The 16,819-nt window shown below is 47.6% G+C and carries 18 protein-coding genes and 1 tRNA gene; 16 read left to right on the plus strand and 3 right to left on the minus strand.

Annotation, left to right across the window (positions count from 1 at the left end):
- The first annotated feature begins 28 nt into the window (after nt 1-28).
- From gcvT to gcvPB, 4 genes are read left to right on the plus strand one after another with little or no spacing between them, the layout of a single operon-like run.
- Nucleotides 29-1,111 carry a glycine cleavage system aminomethyltransferase GcvT gene (gene gcvT / locus ACQY2W_RS00920; RefSeq protein WP_428048699.1) on the plus strand — a complete coding sequence of 361 codons (1,083 nt, stop codon included), beginning with the start codon at nt 29-31 and terminating at the stop codon, nt 1,109-1,111.
- Between the two features lie 9 nt (nt 1,112-1,120).
- Nucleotides 1,121-1,501, plus strand: a complete 381-nt coding sequence (gcvH, locus tag ACQY2W_RS00925; protein ID WP_428048700.1) for a glycine cleavage system protein GcvH — start codon at nt 1,121-1,123, stop codon at nt 1,499-1,501.
- 37 nt (nt 1,502-1,538) lie between these two features.
- Nucleotides 1,539-2,864 (plus strand): aminomethyl-transferring glycine dehydrogenase subunit GcvPA, encoded by a 1,326-nt coding sequence (gene gcvPA, locus ACQY2W_RS00930; RefSeq protein ID WP_428048701.1) that lies wholly within the window; start codon nt 1,539-1,541, stop codon nt 2,862-2,864.
- A 1-nt stretch (nt 2,865) separates the two neighbouring features.
- Nucleotides 2,866-4,293, plus strand: coding sequence for an aminomethyl-transferring glycine dehydrogenase subunit GcvPB (gcvPB, locus tag ACQY2W_RS00935; RefSeq protein ID WP_428048702.1), 1,428 nt, complete (start codon nt 2,866-2,868; stop codon nt 4,291-4,293).
- Between the two features lie 294 nt (nt 4,294-4,587).
- On the opposite strand, the gene ACQY2W_RS00940 is transcribed toward gcvPB, so the two are convergent.
- A complete protein-coding gene (locus ACQY2W_RS00940) occupies nt 4,588-5,202 on the minus strand; it encodes a type IV pilin protein (RefSeq protein ID WP_428048703.1) in 615 nt (204 codons plus the stop codon).
- Nucleotides 5,203-5,370: 168 nt separating this feature from the next.
- On the opposite strand from ACQY2W_RS00940, the gene ACQY2W_RS00945 reads away from it, so the two are divergent.
- Genes ACQY2W_RS00945 through ACQY2W_RS00965 form a run of 5 tightly spaced genes read left to right on the plus strand, consistent with a single transcriptional unit; the run spans nt 5,371 to nt 10,794 of the window.
- On the plus strand, nt 5,371-6,069 hold the full coding sequence (locus ACQY2W_RS00945) for a lipoyl protein ligase domain-containing protein (protein WP_428048704.1): 699 nt from the start codon (nt 5,371-5,373) through the stop codon (nt 6,067-6,069).
- Nucleotides 6,069-6,752 carry a M50 family metallopeptidase gene (locus ACQY2W_RS00950; protein ID WP_428048705.1) on the plus strand — a complete coding sequence of 228 codons (684 nt, stop codon included), beginning with the start codon at nt 6,069-6,071 and terminating at the stop codon, nt 6,750-6,752. The genes ACQY2W_RS00945 and ACQY2W_RS00950 overlap by 1 nt, the downstream gene beginning before the upstream one ends.
- A 1-nt stretch (nt 6,753) precedes the next feature.
- A complete protein-coding gene (locus ACQY2W_RS00955) occupies nt 6,754-9,045 on the plus strand; it encodes an AsmA family protein (protein ID WP_428048706.1) in 2,292 nt (763 codons plus the stop codon).
- Nucleotides 9,032-9,619, plus strand: a complete 588-nt coding sequence (locus tag ACQY2W_RS00960) for a phosphoribosyltransferase family protein (RefSeq protein ID WP_428048707.1) — start codon at nt 9,032-9,034, stop codon at nt 9,617-9,619. Before ACQY2W_RS00955 ends, ACQY2W_RS00960 begins: the two co-directional genes overlap by 14 nt.
- A 2-nt stretch (nt 9,620-9,621) precedes the next feature.
- Nucleotides 9,622-10,794: a class I SAM-dependent rRNA methyltransferase gene (locus ACQY2W_RS00965; RefSeq protein WP_428048708.1), complete on the plus strand. Its 1,173-nt coding sequence runs from the start codon at nt 9,622-9,624 to the stop codon at nt 10,792-10,794.
- 69 nt (nt 10,795-10,863) lie between these two features.
- Here the strand turns inward: ACQY2W_RS00965 and ACQY2W_RS00970 are convergent, their stop codons facing one another.
- Nucleotides 10,864-11,373 (minus strand): type IV pilin protein, encoded by a 510-nt coding sequence (locus ACQY2W_RS00970; protein WP_428048709.1) that lies wholly within the window; start codon nt 11,371-11,373, stop codon nt 10,864-10,866.
- A 48-nt stretch (nt 11,374-11,421) separates the two neighbouring features.
- Here ACQY2W_RS00970 and ACQY2W_RS00975 point away from each other — a divergent pair, with 48 nt between their 5' ends.
- The 7 genes from ACQY2W_RS00975 to ACQY2W_RS01005 all read left to right on the plus strand — a co-directional run bounded on the left by ACQY2W_RS00975 (nt 11,422) and on the right by ACQY2W_RS01005 (nt 15,911).
- A complete protein-coding gene (locus ACQY2W_RS00975) occupies nt 11,422-12,591 on the plus strand; it encodes a spinster family MFS transporter (protein WP_428048710.1) in 1,170 nt (389 codons plus the stop codon).
- An 89-nt stretch (nt 12,592-12,680) separates the two neighbouring features.
- A complete protein-coding gene (locus ACQY2W_RS00980; RefSeq protein WP_428048711.1) occupies nt 12,681-12,887 on the plus strand; it encodes a 4Fe-4S binding protein in 207 nt (68 codons plus the stop codon).
- Nucleotides 12,888-12,903: 16 nt separating this feature from the next.
- Nucleotides 12,904-14,067, plus strand: a complete 1,164-nt coding sequence (gene vorB / locus ACQY2W_RS00985; protein ID WP_428048712.1) for a 3-methyl-2-oxobutanoate dehydrogenase subunit VorB — start codon at nt 12,904-12,906, stop codon at nt 14,065-14,067.
- A gap of 1 nt (nt 14,068) precedes the next feature.
- Nucleotides 14,069-14,812: a thiamine pyrophosphate-dependent enzyme gene (locus ACQY2W_RS00990; RefSeq protein WP_428048713.1), complete on the plus strand. Its 744-nt coding sequence runs from the start codon at nt 14,069-14,071 to the stop codon at nt 14,810-14,812.
- On the plus strand, nt 14,812-15,348 hold the full coding sequence (locus ACQY2W_RS00995) for a 2-oxoacid:acceptor oxidoreductase family protein (protein ID WP_428048714.1): 537 nt from the start codon (nt 14,812-14,814) through the stop codon (nt 15,346-15,348). Before ACQY2W_RS00990 ends, ACQY2W_RS00995 begins: the two co-directional genes overlap by 1 nt.
- Before the next feature lie 98 nt (nt 15,349-15,446).
- The gene (locus tag ACQY2W_RS01000; RefSeq protein WP_428048715.1) at nt 15,447-15,731 is read left to right on the plus strand and encodes a GIY-YIG nuclease family protein; all 285 of its coding nucleotides are present in this window, start codon (nt 15,447-15,449) and stop codon (nt 15,729-15,731) included.
- Between the two features lie 108 nt (nt 15,732-15,839).
- Nucleotides 15,840-15,911 (plus strand) — tRNA-Phe (locus ACQY2W_RS01005).
- A gap of 164 nt (nt 15,912-16,075) precedes the next feature.
- Here ACQY2W_RS01005 and ACQY2W_RS01010 read toward each other — a convergent pair.
- On the minus strand, nt 16,076-16,771 hold the full coding sequence (locus tag ACQY2W_RS01010) for a type IV pilin protein (protein ID WP_428048716.1): 696 nt from the start codon (nt 16,769-16,771) through the stop codon (nt 16,076-16,078).
- Nucleotides 16,772-16,819 lie beyond the last annotated feature (48 nt).

Consider the following 16,819-nt stretch of genomic DNA (forward strand, 5'->3'; position numbering starts at 1 on the left):
GATATAATAACCGTATAGGAGAAATAGCGTGAGCGAAACTGCAACTTTAAAAACGACCGCTTTGTGCGAAGCGTGCAAGCAAGCCGGCGGTAAAATGGTAGATTTCCACGGGTGGCTTTTGCCCGTTCAATACGACGGTATCTTGGCCGAGCATAAAGCCGTGCGCGAAAGTGCGGGTATGTTTGATGTATCGCACATGGGCCAAATTTTTGTAGAGGGCCCCAACGCGTGGGAGTTTTTGCAATTTATCAGCTGCAACAACATCAAAAACGGCCCGGCCGAAGGAACGTATTTTCATATTCTTACCGACGAAGGAACTATCATTGATGATGCAATTGCGTTTTGCCTTTCGCAAGAACAATTTTTAGTGGTTGTCAATGCCGCTTGCGTGGAAACCGATTTTACTTGGCTTAAAAAGCACGCCGGAAATTTTGGCGTTACGGTGCGTAATGAAAGCGACCAATGGAGCATGTTGGCTATTCAAGGCCCTAAAGCCGTGGAAGTAGTAGACCAACTTTTGCCCGGCGTAAAAGATCTGCCGCGTTTTCACATTTCGCCGCTTACTATGTTTGATGCGGACGGATACGTTACCCGCACCGGATATACGGGCGAAGACGGCGTGGAAATTATGCTCCCTAACGCGCACATTACCGAACTTTGGGATGTGTTAAAACAACTTGGCGTCAAACCGTGCGGTTTAGGCGCGCGCGACGTGCTACGATTAGAAGCCGGATATCTCTTAAACGGCGAAGACGCCAACCCCACCAAAACGCCCTACGAGGCCAACTGCGGGTGGGTGGTCAAACTGACTAAAGAAAATTTTATCGGCAAAGACGCGCTTGTCCAAAAGAAAGCCGCCGGTTTTAAGAGCCGCTTAATCGGGTTTGTCTTAAAAACAGCCGGCGTACCGCGCAGCGGTTGCAAGGTTTTTTACGAAGGGAAAGAAGTGGGCTATTTAACCAGCGGCACGTTTTCGCCGCTTTACAAAGGGATAGCCGTAGGATATTTAGACAGCACTGTGAACGTCGGCGCAGACGTGGAAATTGAAATTCACAACCGCCGTGTTCCGGCGCAAGTAGTCAAACCGCCGTTTTATAAAAACCGAGTGTAAGGAGAAATTATGTATAACGAAGAAAATTGCCGTTTTTTAAAAACTCACGAATGGGCCTGTAAAGAAGGCGAAAACGCCGTCGTCGGCATTTCCAACCACGCGCAAGAAGAAATCAGCGATATTGTATTTGTAGATTTGCCCAAAGTCGGCCGCGTGGTCAAAGCGGGCGAAAACTGCTGCGTGGTGGAATCGGTTAAATCGGCCTCTGAGATTTACGCTCCCGTTAGTGGCGAAATTGTAGCCGTTAACGACGCCTTAAACGGCGATCCGGCCCTGGTCAACCGCGAGCCGCACGGAAACGGTTGGCTGTTCAAAATCAAAATGACAAACCCCGCCGAATATGACACACTTTTAGATTTGGCGGCCTATAAAGCAACTATCCAAAAATAAAATTTATCCCCCCGGTGTGCCGGGGGTTTTTAACATTATGTTTACTCCACACACTAAACAAGACGAACAGGAAATGCTGTCTGCCGTCGGCGTTTCTTCCGTAAAAGAATTACTTAACAAAATTCCGGCTGATTTGTTGTATCCCAACTACAACTTGCCCGCCGCATTGACCGAACAACAACTCACCGCGCATTTGCACGATATAGCGGCAAAAAATAAACCGCTTAAAAATTTTATCGGCGCGGGGATGTATAAACACTTTATCCCGGCGGCAGTAAGTGCCTTATCAAGCCGTGGCGAATTTTTAACCGCGTATACGCCTTATCAAGCCGAAGCCAGCCAAGGCACGCTCCAAACGATTTACGAGTTCCAAAGTTGTATGTGTGCGCTATTTGATATGGACGTAGCCACCGCTTCGCATTACGACGGCGCCACGGCACTTGCGGAGGCCGTCTTGGCGGCGCACCGTGTAACCGGGCGCAATGAAGTGATTATTTCTTCGCTACTGCACCCGCATTACAAAGAAGTATTAAAGACTTACACCCGCCACAGCACTGTTTGTTTAACCGAGGCCAAGCCGACAACGGGCGGCACATTAGATGTGGCCGCACTTCAAAAGCAAGTGTCTGATAAAACCGCGTGTGTGGTTATTTCCACGCCGAATTTTTTGGGTTATGTAGAACAAGCAAAAGAAATTTCACAACTGGCGCACGAAAAAGGCGCGCTACTGGTGGTACAAGTAAATCCGCTTTCGCTCGGGCTCCTTCAAACGCCGGGCTCATACGACGCCGATTTTGCCGTAGCCGAAGGACAGCCGCTTGGCAACCCGGTCAGTTTCGGCGGGCCGGGGCTGGGAATTATGACGGCCAAAAAAGCGTATATGCGCCAACTGCCCGGACGTATGGTGGGAATTGCTAAAGATAAAAACGGACGCCGCGCTTTTGTGCTTACGCTCCAAGCGCGCGAACAACATATCCGCCGCGAAAAAGCCGCCTCTAACATTTGTTCTAACGAGGCCATTTGCGCGCTAAACGCGGTGATTTATTTAACCTTGCTCGGGCCGCAAGGGCTTAAAGAAGTAGCCGAACTTAACGTGGAGCGTGCCCACCAACTGGCCGAAAAAATCAGTGGCATTAAAGGGTTTAGCGTGTTGTCCGCCGCGCCGTTTTTTAACGAGTTTGTGGTAACGTGTCCGATGCCCGCCGCACAGGTAATTCAAAAATTAGCCGCTAAAGGTATTGCTGCCGGATACGATTTGGGCCAAACGTGTGATACGATGAAAAACGATTTGCTCGTTTGCGCTACCGAGTTAAATACGGCGCAAGATATCGCCGCGTACGTCAGCGCGCTTAAGGAGATTTAATATGGAAAATTTACTCTCTATTGAAAAATCAAAACCCGGTCGCCGCGGGGTGCGGTTTGAACAAGCCCAAAAACACGATTATCTGCCGCAAAATTTACTCCGTGCGTCCGCGCCGCGTTTGCCCGAAATGAGCGAATTTGACACGGTGCGCCATTTTACGCGGCTTTCACAAGAAAACTATTCTTTGGACGGACAATTTTATCCGCTCGGTTCTTGCACCATGAAATATAACCCCAAAGCGTATGATGTGTTGTCCGTGCTCGCTCCGTTTGCAAACGCCCACCCGTTTGCGCCGGAAAGTGCGGTACAGGGTACGCTGCAAATTATGTATGAGCTGCAAGAACTCTTAAAAGAAATCACGGGTTTATCTGCGTTTACCTTGCAACCTGCGGCGGGAGCGCATGGGGAACTGACCGGAATTTTAACCGTGCGTGCTTACCACGATGCGCACAAAAATACGTCGCGCTGTGAAGTTATCGTGCCGGATACCGCTCACGGCACTAACCCGGCAACCGCCAATATGGCCGGATATACGGTAGTGAATATCAAATCAGCCGCCGACGGTTGTGTGGATAAACAAGCGTTGCAAGCGGCATTGTCTGACAAAACCGCCGCCGTCATGCTGACCGTGCCCAATACCGTGGGACTTTTTGAAAAAGATATCCGCGAAATTGCCGACATGGTGCACAAGGCCGGGGCGCTACTTTACATGGACGGCGCGAATTTCAACGCGCTGATTGGGCTAGCAAAACCGGCTGATTTTGGCGTAGATGTCATGCACCTAAATTTACACAAAACCTTTGCCGCGCCGCACGGCGGCGGCGGACCGGGCAGCGGGCCTGTGGGAGCCGCCAAACACGTGGCTCCGTTCTTACCTAAACCGATAGTGGAAAAGAAAGGCGACGCGTATACGCTTAACGATAAAATGCCGCAAAGTTTAGGCAAGATGAAAGCGTTTTACGGCAATATCGCGGTAGTGTTGCGCGGGTATTGTTACTTGCGCCAATTTGACGCATCTACGCTTAAAAATATCGCCGAAAAAGCGATTTTGAACGCCAACTATGTGCGTGCGAAACTGAAAGGCAAATTCAATGCGTTTTTTGACGTAAATTGTATGCATGAGTGTGTCCTTTCCATTGACCCGTCTAAAATGAACGGGGTGCATACGGCCGACGTAGCTAAACGGCTGTTAGATTACGGCTTTTATGCACCGACTATTTACTTTCCGCTGATTGTGCCCGAAGCCATGATGATTGAGCCGACGGAAACGGAAAGTAAAGAAATGTTAGACGCGTTTGTGGTGGCGCTTGAAAAAATCTATGACGAGATTTTTACGAGCCCGCAACTGGTACATGATGCGCCGCACACGCAACCCGTTTCGCGCATAGACGAAGTGTCTGCCGCCCGCCAACCGAATTTACGGTGGTAAGGAACGGCCTTGTTACGTTTAGATACGCACAAACGGCAGACTAACGTCTGCCGTTTGTGTCTTATGTGGGCCAACCATTTTCCAAAACCTGTTTATTTCGCGGTCTTGCGGCCTTGACGTAGCTACCGCTACGCCTATGCGGCCGCCTAAATCCCGCGAACTAAAATCGGTTTTGAAAAATCAGGCAAACCTTTGCAATGTTAGTCTTGGGGCGGCGGGCCGTCCCTTTCGTTCTTGGCGAGTTGTAAAACTGAAAACCGGGTATAGTCCTCGTAATAAGAAAATAAAGTATATTTAGTAGTTCCAGCCCCATGCGGTTTCTTGCGTATAAGAGGGGGCGGAAAGGCCCGTTTCTGTTTTACAAACTTGGTTGTTGGTATCCTTTGCGTTAATGGAATAGGCCACACAGGTTTTTAAGTTAGGGTGACCGCTCCTGTCTAACCAATGGTTATATTGTAAATAAGCCGTTCCGTTTTTATACAAATAACAAGATATTAGACCGCTTGATACGGGATTAGGTAAACTGCAGTAGCCCCACGAAAAATAACAAGTTCCCACGCTATTGCAACTTGTTGCCGAAACATCTATGCTCAGTTCGTTCCAATCTTTTGTGTACGTGTTGTTTGCCAAATAATATATTTCTTCAGCCCGGACCAAACTTTCGGCCATCGTTTTGGCCTGTATGTAGCGGCTTTTCCAAACGGCTTTTTGATATTGCGGTAAGGCCACCGCGGCTAAAATTCCGATAATAAGTACGACGACTAAGAGTTCAATGAGCGTAAAGCCGTTGTTGTAAAAAAAGACGTCATGCTGAACTTGATTCAGCATCTCACCTTGTTGCCGTTTTAGAAAGCGGTGAGATTCCAAATCAAGTTTGGAATGACACTTATTTTTATTTGTGTTATTCATATTATTTGCTCCTTAAATTTTTTACTGCCCCTTTATTATTGTTTTTTTTTTTGATTTGTCAAGGGCTTTTTCGGGAAGGTCATTTTTAGTGATATTTGTTGTTAAAACGCGCTCTGCTTATGTAGGGAATTTGATATAATTTTTTCAGACGGTACAGCGAGGTTTTTTATGGACGTTTTACTTATTACGCCGCCGCTTAATGTGTATGAACACATGGCGTTAGACGAGCAAATTGTGCACCTGCGTCCGCAGGCCGTTACACTAAGGTTTTATAACTGGACGGACCGGCAGGCGGTTACGTTTGGTTACGCGCAATTTGTTAAAGAAGTAAAACAGGCCCTCGCCGCGCCAGATTTTCGGGGTGACTATACCCGCCGTCCGACGGGCGGCGGCGTCGTGTTCCATACGGACGATCTCACGTTTTCGCTCGTGTTTCCGGCGCAAGAACGTCCGACCGAAATTTACAAAAAATTACACGGCTTTATTTTTGAGGCCCTTGCCCGCGCCGGCATTAAAGGCCGTGTGCTTACAGAAAAACTCCCCGCCACCGCGTATGCCCCCAGTGTCAACCATGAGGCCAGCGCGTGTTTTATTCGCCCCGTGGAAAATGATGTCTTGCAAGAAAACGGACAGAAAATTTTAGGCGGAGCGATTCGCCGTTTTGATACCACCGTGCTGTATCAAGGATCGTTGCAACTGCCCGGCGCACGTACTAACCCGGTGTTAAAACGTGCGGTTATAGACGGTGTACGTGCCTTCTTGGCGGCAGATTTACGCCCGACGCCGTGTTGCGCGGGGCGTCTGGCCGCGGTGCGTCAACAGGCCGTTCTTCAATACCAAAGCCCCTCTTGGGTGGAGAAATTTTAATGCGTTTTTTAAAATTTTTATTCGCACTTGTTTTATGTCCTACCGTGTTTTTTATGTTGGTGGAAACGGGGAAAATCTGGTGGACGGTGTTTGCACATTTCCAAACAACACTTGCGTTTTTGCTCGGAGCGGGGGTTTATGCAGTGTTGCACTATACTGTATATGATTTTTCACGGCCGTATGTGTTTGTGCACGAATTTACCCACGCGCTGTTTGCCTTTTTGTTTGGCGCGCGTATCAAAGATATTTCCGTTAAACGCGAGAGCGGTTACGTGAAAATGGATAAAACCAATGTGCTTATCGTGTTGGCTCCCTACATCGTGCCCGGGTATGTTTTGCTGACCGTGTTTTTGTATATGGTGGGGGAACTGTTTGTTGATTTGACCCCGTACCGGTCGGTTTTCGTGTTTTTAATAGGGTTTTTTACATCCTTTCATTTTATCCAAACTTTCAAAACCTTGCTGGAAGCCGACCAACCCGATTTAAAATTGGCCGGCGGAAAAGTGTTTTCCATTGTGCTGATTGTGCTGGTTAATTTAATTGTACTTGCGCTTGTGTTAAAAGGGTTATTTCCGGAGCAAGTTTCCCTCCTTTTTGCGGGCGAAGCCGTCTTAAGAGGCACGCTAAACGTGTGGCGAATTTTAGTAAACTATATCATAGAGCGTTTCATCGCTAAATTATAATATGACAAAGCAACAAAAAAAATCACTTTTTGCTTCTATCCGCAAGGCCGTCAAAGAAGGATTTGTGACCGGATTGCGGTGGGCGTTGCTTGTGTCTATGATACTGCTTTTGGTGTTTGCGGGAACGTGGATATTTTTTGTTAAAACCTTTAACGCCCAGCATTTAAGCGAAGTGATCGCCGCGGAACTGCAAAAACGCTTGCAACGGCCGGTAGCAATTGCGGCGTTACATGTTACGTTTATCAATACGTTGGAATTAAAAGGATTTCGTGTGCTGGATACCGAGGGGGCACCCGGGCAAGATCTCATCTCGGCCGATTCGGTTACGCTGCGTTTTCGGTTGCTGCCTTTGTTAGACCAACAACTTATCATTGATGAAGTTTCTTTGCATTCGCCGCGTTTTAATATCATCCGCCAGACGGATGGCACGTATAACGTACCGCCCATTCGCGCCAAAGAATCTTCCGTTTATACCAGTGCGTCTTCGGGCAAAAAGTTTACCGTTACCATGGAGGACTGGACGCTAGAAAACGGGGTGCTTAGTTACAAAGACTTAGCCAGCGGTGTGGCGCACGCGGTGTATGGGCTCAATATGCACTTTGAACGGTTGCGCTTTGACGAACTTTCCCGCTTTACGATGAATATGATTTTACGTAACGAGTGGGGGGGCGGAATGTCCGACATGGAAATCAGCGGCACGGGGCATGTTAATTTTGCCGGGTTTGATTGGGCCAACTTTGCACTTCGCAGTTTACGCGCTAAGGTATATTTATTTCAAAAACCGGTAGAATTAACGGTAGATTTGGATAATTTGCGTACCCCGTTTTTTAACGTCAAGGCCAAAGTGCCTGCGTTTGAAAGTAAAGATTTGTCCGTTTTTAACTTAGAAAAAACACCTTTCTCTATTCCTAAATCAACGGTTACGGCCAAAGGCGTGCTTAGCAACAATTACCATTTACTTAAAATCAGCCAATTTACGGCCTCCGCCTCCGATGTAAAAGCAGAGGGTAAAGGCCAACTGGATTTTTCCGCCGCTCCTTATACGGCCGATTTTACGGCGTCTACAAATTCGTTCGCGCTCAAAGGCAAAAGCAAATACTACGCACCGCTTAGCCGCTACAAGCTCACCGGACAAGCCGCCGTGCAAGCCCAATTGGTGCGTAAAGACGGCAAATATACGTGTCCGTTATGGGTAGTGGATGTCAACGAGGCCGATGGCGATATTTACGGTTTCCTGGCCGAAAAAGTAACAGGCCAATTCCGTGCCAAGAAAGACTTTTCGGACTTATATGCCGAAACCAAATCCGGTAAACTTACCGTGCATAATACGGTATTTGATAAGTTAAATTTAAGTGCCAGTTGGCGCGGCGGTAATTTGTATGGGTATATTGCATCTGGCGAAGTAAACGGTGTGCCGCTTAAAATGAGCGTATCGGTCAGTAACTTAAAAAGTGCGCGCCGCCGCGTGCGCACGGCTATGCATTGGCAACACTTTAACCCGATGGATTTTATCAATATTGTGCAAGATTTTACGACGGTGATTTCCCCATTAGTTCCCGGCGGGACCCACTCTCCCAAAGAAGTAACGGGTGATCTGGCGTGGCTACGTAATTTTAGGAACGGTTTGCCGAACTTTATGAGCAACTTTGCGGGGAACATTTCGGCTGATACGTTTTCCAGCCCGGTATTATCGGGTAATAAATTTAACGGCGAGTTTGAACTAACCGGTATGCGGATGGGTATGAAACGGTTGTCCGGCAAAATTCAAGCCCGCTTGGAAGGCGGCGTGATCCACCAAATGGAAAAATGGGCCGAAGAACAACAAGCCCTTAATATCACTTTTCAACCGTTTATCATTATGCACCGCATGGAGCGGGCCGGAAGTTTTAAGGTAGGCAAAGTGCTCAAAGATGTGCCGTTTACCGATATGGCCGTTTCCGGTTCGTTTGAAAACGGTAAAATGGACATTAACAATGCCTACACGGTAGGGCCGTCCATTTCCGCTACTGTAAGCGGATGGGTTGATTGGGTGGCTGAAAATTTTGATATCATAGTATGGACGATGTTTTCCAATACGTCGCGCTCGGGTGCGCTGGCGGAAAATTTAACCGATGAATCGGGCAACCCGGCGTTGGCGTTTCGGATTTCGTCATCTATGTTAAAACCCAAAGTGGAAATGTTGCGCGCGAAAAAGACCGGAGAAACAATCCGCGCCGCACAAGAAAAAGGGTTGGAAACCGATTTTAAAGCCGGACAAGAGTTCTACCAAGGAGATTACCATGCCAAGAAATAATATGGACATCTTGTGTTTGCTGCAAGAACACGGAGCTATTTTGGAGGGGCACTTTGTAATGCCCTCGGGCTTCCACAGCCAGACGTATATTCAAACGTCTTTGCTGATGCAACATCCGCATTTAGCCCAAAAAATTGCGGGTGCGCTGTCTGAAAAGTTTACCACAAAAGCAGATGTTGTCATGGCGCTTACGCCGTCGGACTCGGTACTCGCACAAGAAGTGGCGCGCGTGCGCGGCGTACGGGCGATTTTTGCCTCTAAAGACGACAACGGTGCTATGGTGCTTAAACACAATTTTACGATTAAAGAGGGTGAAAACGTCCTCATCGTAGATGATGTAGCCGTTTCGGGCCGCAAGATCAACTCTGCCATTGACCTAGTCAATAAATTAAGCGGCAACGTGATCGGCGTAGGTGTAATTGTGGACCGCTCTATGGGATATTTACCGCTGACGGTGCCGCTTCGCTCACTTTTATCGTATCCGATGCAGACATTTGCCGCGAAAGAATGTCCGCTCTGCGCGGCTAAAATTCCCTTTACCGAAGTGGAAGAAATGCGCGAAAAAGGAATGTAAGCATGTTGCAGGTCAAATTAAAAGCTAAAGAAGAACGCCGTTTGAAAGCCGGACATTGGTGGGTATTTTCTAATGAGATTGACGGGCTTGATACATCTATTGAACCCGGCACACTCGTGCGGGTGCTTGCCAGTGACGGTGTGCAAGTGGGTATCGGCACGTTTAATCCGCACAGTTTGATTGCGGTGCGGTTGTTGCAAAAAGGCGAAGCGGATTTGCCGGAAGATTTTATCTTTGAAAAATTAGACGAAGCGTACACGCGCCGCAAAGAAATCGGCGTGCGTAAATACGGCCGTATGTGCTATGGTGAGGGGGATAATTTGCCCGGGCTCGTTATTGACCGCTACGGCGATATATTGGTGGTGGATGTTTTAACAGCGGGCATGGAGTTGTTAAAACCGCAAATTACCAAAGCGCTTCAAAAGATTTTCAAACCGACCGGCATTTATTATAAAAACGACAGTGCTTTTCGCGCCTTAGAGGGCTTAACGAACACGCCGGAAATCATCGGTGAAGTACCCGAGACGGTAGAGATTGAAGAAAACGGTATTAAATATATCGTGCCGATTCGCGGCGGTCAAAAAACGGGCTTTTATTTTGACCAACGCGAAAACCGCGCGTTTTTAAAACCGTACTTTAAAGACAAACTGGTCTTAGATTTATATTCGTATATCGGGTCGTTTGGTATCACGGCGGCCAAGGCGGGTGCGGCGCAAGTGTGGGGATGTGATTCTTCCGCGGCGGCAGTGGAACTGGCGCAAAAAAATGCCGAATTAAACGGCGTAAAAGATATTGCTGTTTTCCACCGGGATGATGCCGAGCGGTTACTATCGGCTATGAAAAAAGGCGAACTACCCGACCAACCGGATATGGTTTTATTGGATCCGCCCGCGTTTGTCAAAAGCCGCAAGGCATTACCGCAAGCGGTGGGGTTGTATGTAAAACTGGTTAAAATGGCCTTAGAGGGATTAAAGCCCGGTGGGTATTTGGCCTTTTCCACGTGTTCGCACCATGTGTCGCGCGAATTATTTGTGGATATTATCCGTCAAGGCGTAAGTAAATCGGGCGTGCAAGCAAGTCTTATAGAACTGCGCGGGCAAGCCAAAGACCACCCGGTGCTTATCGGTATGCCGGAGACGGAGTATTTACATTTTGCGCTTGTACAGGTAAGATAGACGTAATAGGAAACTTTACATAAAATCAGCCCCCTTTTAACGAGGGGGCTGATTTATTCACAAAGCGTACTAGTTGCGGTAATCTATTAAATACGCGTTGGCGGTGCTGTTCCACTCTGCTCCTATATTTTCGCATATTTTAGCCGGCGCATCTTCCCCTACGGTACATGTAATATATTTTAATTCGCCATTTTCGTTATAAGCCGTTAATGTGTAATCATCCGTTTCGCGTTCTGTTATGACCGAGATGTTATTTAAATTGTTTGCTGCACAGGTGGTAGCCGGGTTGACTACTTTGGGAGCATCAAAATAAACGGCTTTGGTAAAATCAGCCGTAGGTGTATTGCCGATTTTAAAATCTCCGCTCGTGGAATTTACCGAACCGGCACACGTGTAGTGATTGTTATTGATGATATAGCGTGTATTAAGCACCTCGCAGGCCGCTTGCAAATTTGTTAACGCTTCCACCACGCGTCCGCGTTCCAACGATGCATTATATTTGGGAAGCGTGATCGTTACCAAAATACCCACTACTACCATCACAATCAATAATTCAATGAGTGTAAATCCTTTTTTCATATTTCCTCCGATAAGCTATTATATAAAAATTTTTATAGAATAAATAAGATGATTGTTTCCCGTTTGTTTTGTATTCTGTTTTTACTGAACCTGTTTAACTACATAGACAGGCAAGTTTTGTATGCTGTTTTTCCGCTTTTACAGACCGATTTGCGCCTGTCTGACGGCCAACTGGGCGCGTTGGCTTCTGCATTTATGTTGGTGTATATGTGTTACGCGCCCGTTATGGGGTATTTGGCAGACCGGTTTTCCCGCCCGAAGTTAATTAGTTTAAGTGCATTTATTTGGAGTATAGCTACGTTAGCTACGGGAGCGGCTAACCATTTTGCACACTTACTTTTTGCCCGCGGATTTACGGGCGTGGGCGAGGGCGGGTTTACGACGATTGCCCAGCCGTTTTTGGCTGAACACTACCCGAAAGAAAAACACGCGCTTGTACTGGCTTTATTTGGGCTTGCGCTGCCGCTTGGCAGTGCGCTTGGGTACGGGCTGGGTGGGCTTGTAGGCCAAACGTGGGGTTGGCGTATGGCGTTTATCGTGTTAAGTGTGCCGGGTGTGTTTTTGGCTTTGCTTGCGTGGTTCTTGCCGGACCTGGCACTTACTCAACGCGAAAAACCCTCTTGGACGCAGTATAAAAAGCTCTTGCATTGCAAACCCTTTTTATACGTGTGTTTTATACAAACCGCTATTACGTTTATTATGGGGGGATGTGCGGCATGGGTTCCCACGTATTTCGTGCGTTATTTACACGTTACTGCCGCGCAAGCGGGCGTATGGTTTGGCAGTTTGATGATTGTGTGCGGCGCATTGGGCACGTTTGCAGGGGGCAAATGGGCCGAAAAACAACTCGCCTACTGTGCTTGGGCGTATTATAAAGTTATGGCGGTTGCGCTAGTAGGGAGTGTACTGCCGTTGTGGTTGGGACTACAATGCACACACGTCGCAGCGGCTTTAGCGTGGTTTGGACTGACGGTCTTTTTCTTATTCTTACCTACCGGAGCGATTGCCGCTGCGCTAGTGGCTACGTCGCCCGCGCCTGTGCGCGCCACGGCTTTTGCGCTGAATATTTTTATTATTCATTTGTTGGGAGATACTCTTTCGCCCGTGCTTATTGGCTTAGTATCTGATGTGTGGAATTTAAAAATAGCTATTATTATCAGCACTTTTGTTAGTATCCCCGGACTTTTTTTCTGCCGGCGTGTCGCCAAGGATAGTTAAAACTCCCCCTTTTGGTTTATTGCGCCGTTACTCCCAAAAGACATATACTATATAGAGGGCCGGTTTTGTCCCCGGCCAACAGGAGACCTATGCCCAGAATTGAAGTGGACGCCAACCGCTGTAAAGCGTGTTATTTGTGCGTAGGCGTGTGCCCGAAGAAATGTTTGGGTCCGTCTAAGACGATTAGCAAAAAAGGATATTTCCCGGCTGAAATGATCCACCCGGAAAATTGCATCGGCTGTGCGGTGTGCTACCGCATGTGCCCCGATATCGCCATTACGGTAATTAAAGAATAGTTTTGAGGTTTTTTATATGACAGAAAAAGCATTACGAAAAGGCAACGAAGCTTTGGCCGAAGGTGCTATCCGCGCCGGGGTACGTTTCTTTGCCGGATATCCTATCACGCCGCAAAACGAAGTGCCCGAATATATGTCTGCCCACATGGCCGACAACGGCGGTGCATTTGTGCAAGCCGAAAGCGAAGTGGCCGCTATCAATATGGTCTATGGCGCAGCCGCTACCGGCACGCGCAGTATGACGTCATCTTCCTCGCCGGGGGTCAGTTTAAAACAAGAGGGCATTACGTATTTAGCCAGTGCCGATTTGCCGTGTTTGATTGTCAACGTGATGCGCGGCGGGCCGGGGCTTGGCAGTATTTCCGGCGCGCAAGGCGACTATTTCCAAGCCACGCGCGGCGGCGGTAACGGCGATTATCATGTGATTGTACTTGCGCCGAACTCCGTGGAAGAATTAGGGAACTTCCCCAAACTCGCGTTTGATTTAGCCGAAAAATACCGCATGCCTTGTATGATTTTGGCTGACGGTATTTTGGGGCAGATGATGGAAAGCATGTCATTTAATTTTGAGCCCGTTGATCCCAACAAACTGGGTAAATTTGATTGGGCCGTGGATATCCATAAACAAGGCCGCGGCAAGAGCAAAGTATTTTCTTACAAAGGCGATAATTTAATTGCCGACGTTACCGAGCGCGCCAAACGCTACGGGCTGATAGAAAAAACCGAGCCGCGTTACGAAGAACGCAACACGGAAGATTGCGATATTCTGCTGGTGGCGTACGGGCTTTCTTCCCGTGCGTGCTTAGAGGCCGTTCATATGGCAAGTAGCAAAGGTTTGAAAGTCGGTCTGTTCCGCCCGATTACGTTGTGGCCGTTTCCGTCCAAACGCTTGGCCGAACTGGCTAAAAAAACCAAAGGTATTTTGGTGGTGGAGCAAAGCTTAGGCCAGTTAGTGCAAGACGTTAAATTGGCCGTAGCAGGTAGCGTACCCGTGGGTTTAAACGCGTATCCGGCCGGCGGTCAGCCCGACGGCGAACAAATTTTAACCGCCGCCAAATCTCTTTTAACGGGTAAAAAAGAAGGGCTGTTTGATTTGCAAGAACACGCCGCTAACTTTACTTACAACTGCCAACGTGATACGAAACTGGGCGTTCAAGGCGACGCCAAAGGAGGCAACTAAGATGACGATTATTGCCCAAAAACCGAAAAGTTTAACCGATATCCCTATGCACTACTGCCCCGGTTGCGGGCACGGTATTGTGCACCGCTTAATGGGGGAAACGTTTGATGAATTAGGAATCGCGGATCGCGTCATCGGTATTGCCCCGGTGGGGTGTGCCGTATTTGCCGATGACTACTTTGCGTGTGATACGGTGCAAGGCGCGCACGGGCGCGGACCGGCAATTGCTACCGGCGTCAAACGCTCTAAACCCGGCGCGATTGTGTTTTCGTATCAAGGCGACGGTGACTTGGCTTCTATCGGTATGGCGGAAATTGTACACGCCGCCGTGCGTAGCGAAAACATTACCGTCATTTTTATCAATAACGCTATTTACGGGATGACGGGCGGCCAAATGGCTCCGACGACATTGGTGGGCCAAGTGGCCACTACCGCCCCCAAAGGGCGCGACCCGAAATTACAAGGTTGGCCGATCAATATGTGCGAAATGCTCGCGCAAATTACCGGCAGTAAATTTTTGGCACGCGTAGCGGTAGATAGTCCGCAAAACGTGATTCAAGCCAAGCAAGCTATCAAAAAAGCATTTAAAAACCAAGTGGAAGGCGTTGGGTTTTCCATGGTGGAAGTGCTGTCCCAATGTCCGACCAACTGGCACGCCAGCGTGCCGCAAGCGTTGGAATTTGTGCGCACGAAAATGATGCCGCAGTATCCGCTCGGCATTTTCAAAGACGAGGGGGCAAACTAATGTATCAAGGTATTCGTATTGCCGGATTTGGCGGTCAAGGGGTTGTTTCCGCCGGAATTTTACTTGCGCAAGCAGGCGTAGAAGATAAAAAGAACGCCAGCTGGCTCCCGTCTTACGGCCCGGAAATGCGCGGCGGTACGGCCAACTGTTCTGTCGTGATAACAGACGGCGAAGTATATACGCCCATTGTATCGGCCCCCGATACGGTGATTGTGATGAACGAGCCGAGTTTGCCCAAATTTGAGCCGCTACTTAAAAAGGGCGGACTGTTAATTTTAAATAGTTCGCTTGTTAATTCCCGCCCGACGCGTAAAGATATTACGGTTGTTTGTGTGCCGTGTAACGAGATTGCGCAGAAAGTCGGCATGGACCGGATTGCTAATTTGGTGGCACTCGGTGCGTTTGTAAAAGTGACGGGTGCGGTGTCTTTGGCTAGCGTAGCCGACGCCATGAAAAAAGTATATAAACGCGCTAAACCGGAAATGCTGGAACTGAATAAAAAAGCGTTGCAAGCCGGCTTTGATGCTGTAAAATAATAGAGTATTATAGTTTGATAGGATACAAATTTCCGTTCCCTCGTCATCCCGTAAGGTTTTTATACGGGATATAGGGAACGGAAATTTTGGTTGACGATATGGCGTATATTTATATTCTAGCTACCCAACGTAATAAAATGCTTTATATTGGTGTTACCAATAATTTAGTTCGTCGTGTATATGAACATAAGCAAGGAATTGTAGACGGGTTTACTAAGAAATTTAATATTAAAAAATTAGTGTATTATGAACAATATACCACCATATTGTGCGCTATCAAACGGGAAAAAGTGCTTAAAGAATGGCGACGCGAGTGGAAAGATCATCTGATTTCTACATTTAATCCAACATGGCGAGATTTGTACGAAGAAATCTGTTTGTAATTATATCGTTCTCTCTCTTATATCCCGTATAAAAACCTTACGGGATGACGAAGAGAGAGAACGGGAGTTGCGAGTATGTAGCTAAATTTAGTATTATATATACGTAATGCCGAGGTAGCTCAGTGGTAGAGCACTGGTCTGAAAAACCAGGTGTCGACAGTTCGATCCTGTCCCTCGGCATTTTTTTTCTTCGTAAAATCGTTTAATTCGTTGTTGCGCAACTGCTCGAATACTTCCGCCCTTGCGGGCGTGCTCTGGCAAGTATACTTCACAGTTGCACGCCTAGAATTAAACGATTTTTCTTTGAAAAAACCGCGTTGTTGCTCGGATAGTCGGATACAATACTACATATTTCCTAGGGTGTACACGCGGTTAGAAGAATCTTCGTGGGTTTTTGTCCCTTGCATAATTCCCGTACAGTAGCTATCTGCTGTTTTTGAAAAGTTAATTCCCGGAGAAATATGTTCCACGCATCGGAAGTTTGGATTGCGAAGACTGTATATGATACCTGCCCCAGCATAAGGGCCGGATATGCGGCCCAGATATAAAGTGTCTTGGTTTGATATACGGTACATTTGCAAGGACCAATCGGCATTTGATTTGGTATACGTGATACCGCTATACGTCATCCACGCCGTATTACCCGTCCATGTGGATAAATCTACATCTAGTTCATCTAAGTTAGAAGCATATTCCCCGTTGGCTAAAAAATAGGCCTGTTGTGCTTGGGCAAGCGATTTAAGTAAGGTAAATGCTTGTGTAGCGCGCGATTTTTCTACCGCTTTTTGATATTGCGGCACCGCCACCGCGGCTAATATGCCGATGATTAAAACGACGACAAGTAACTCAATAAGCGTGAAACCACCGTATTGAAATTCAGGTAGGTCAGGCTTTGCCTGACAATGGCCCGTAAGGGACATGATTCCTTTTTGGCTGTTCATTCTTTGCAATAAAGCGCAAGCTGGTTTTTGGCAGCGGTAGGATGTTTCTGCCGAAACACTGTCAGGCATAGCCTGACCTACATTTTTATTTCTTTTCATAAAAATCTCCTTTATTTTTATCGTCTCTTTATTATTGTTTTTTTTTTT

This window comes from Candidatus Avelusimicrobium caledoniensis (assembly GCF_902756455.1).
Taxonomy (GTDB): Bacteria; Elusimicrobiota; Elusimicrobia; order Elusimicrobiales; family Elusimicrobiaceae; genus Avelusimicrobium; species Avelusimicrobium caledoniense.

Excerpts from the sequence above, each read along its gene's own strand:
- ACQY2W_RS00970 (WP_428048709.1), bottom strand. The coding sequence starts at position 11,373 with ATGAAAAAAGGATTTACACTCATTGAATTATTGATTGTGATGGTAGTA.
- ACQY2W_RS00965 (WP_428048708.1), top strand. The coding sequence starts at position 9,622 with ATGTTGCAGGTCAAATTAAAAGCTAAAGAAGAACGCCGTTTGAAAGCC.
- ACQY2W_RS01000 (WP_428048715.1), top strand. The coding sequence starts at position 15,447 with ATGGCGTATATTTATATTCTAGCTACCCAACGTAATAAAATGCTTTAT.
- ACQY2W_RS01010 (WP_428048716.1), bottom strand. The coding sequence starts at position 16,771 with ATGAAAAGAAATAAAAATGTAGGTCAGGCTATGCCTGACAGTGTTTCG.
- ACQY2W_RS00980 (WP_428048711.1), top strand. The coding sequence starts at position 12,681 with ATGCCCAGAATTGAAGTGGACGCCAACCGCTGTAAAGCGTGTTATTTG.
- ACQY2W_RS00995 (WP_428048714.1), top strand. The coding sequence starts at position 14,812 with ATGTATCAAGGTATTCGTATTGCCGGATTTGGCGGTCAAGGGGTTGTT.
- ACQY2W_RS00975 (WP_428048710.1), top strand. The coding sequence starts at position 11,422 with ATGATTGTTTCCCGTTTGTTTTGTATTCTGTTTTTACTGAACCTGTTT.
- gcvH (WP_428048700.1), top strand. The coding sequence starts at position 1,121 with ATGTATAACGAAGAAAATTGCCGTTTTTTAAAAACTCACGAATGGGCC.
- ACQY2W_RS00950 (WP_428048705.1), top strand. The coding sequence starts at position 6,069 with ATGCGTTTTTTAAAATTTTTATTCGCACTTGTTTTATGTCCTACCGTG.
- ACQY2W_RS00960 (WP_428048707.1), top strand. The coding sequence starts at position 9,032 with ATGCCAAGAAATAATATGGACATCTTGTGTTTGCTGCAAGAACACGGA.
- gcvPB (WP_428048702.1), top strand. The coding sequence starts at position 2,866 with ATGGAAAATTTACTCTCTATTGAAAAATCAAAACCCGGTCGCCGCGGG.
- ACQY2W_RS00945 (WP_428048704.1), top strand. The coding sequence starts at position 5,371 with ATGGACGTTTTACTTATTACGCCGCCGCTTAATGTGTATGAACACATG.
- ACQY2W_RS00990 (WP_428048713.1), top strand. The coding sequence starts at position 14,069 with ATGACGATTATTGCCCAAAAACCGAAAAGTTTAACCGATATCCCTATG.
- vorB (WP_428048712.1), top strand. The coding sequence starts at position 12,904 with ATGACAGAAAAAGCATTACGAAAAGGCAACGAAGCTTTGGCCGAAGGT.
- ACQY2W_RS00940 (WP_428048703.1), bottom strand. The coding sequence starts at position 5,202 with ATGAATAACACAAATAAAAATAAGTGTCATTCCAAACTTGATTTGGAA.
- ACQY2W_RS00955 (WP_428048706.1), top strand. The coding sequence starts at position 6,754 with ATGACAAAGCAACAAAAAAAATCACTTTTTGCTTCTATCCGCAAGGCC.
- gcvPA (WP_428048701.1), top strand. The coding sequence starts at position 1,539 with ATGTTTACTCCACACACTAAACAAGACGAACAGGAAATGCTGTCTGCC.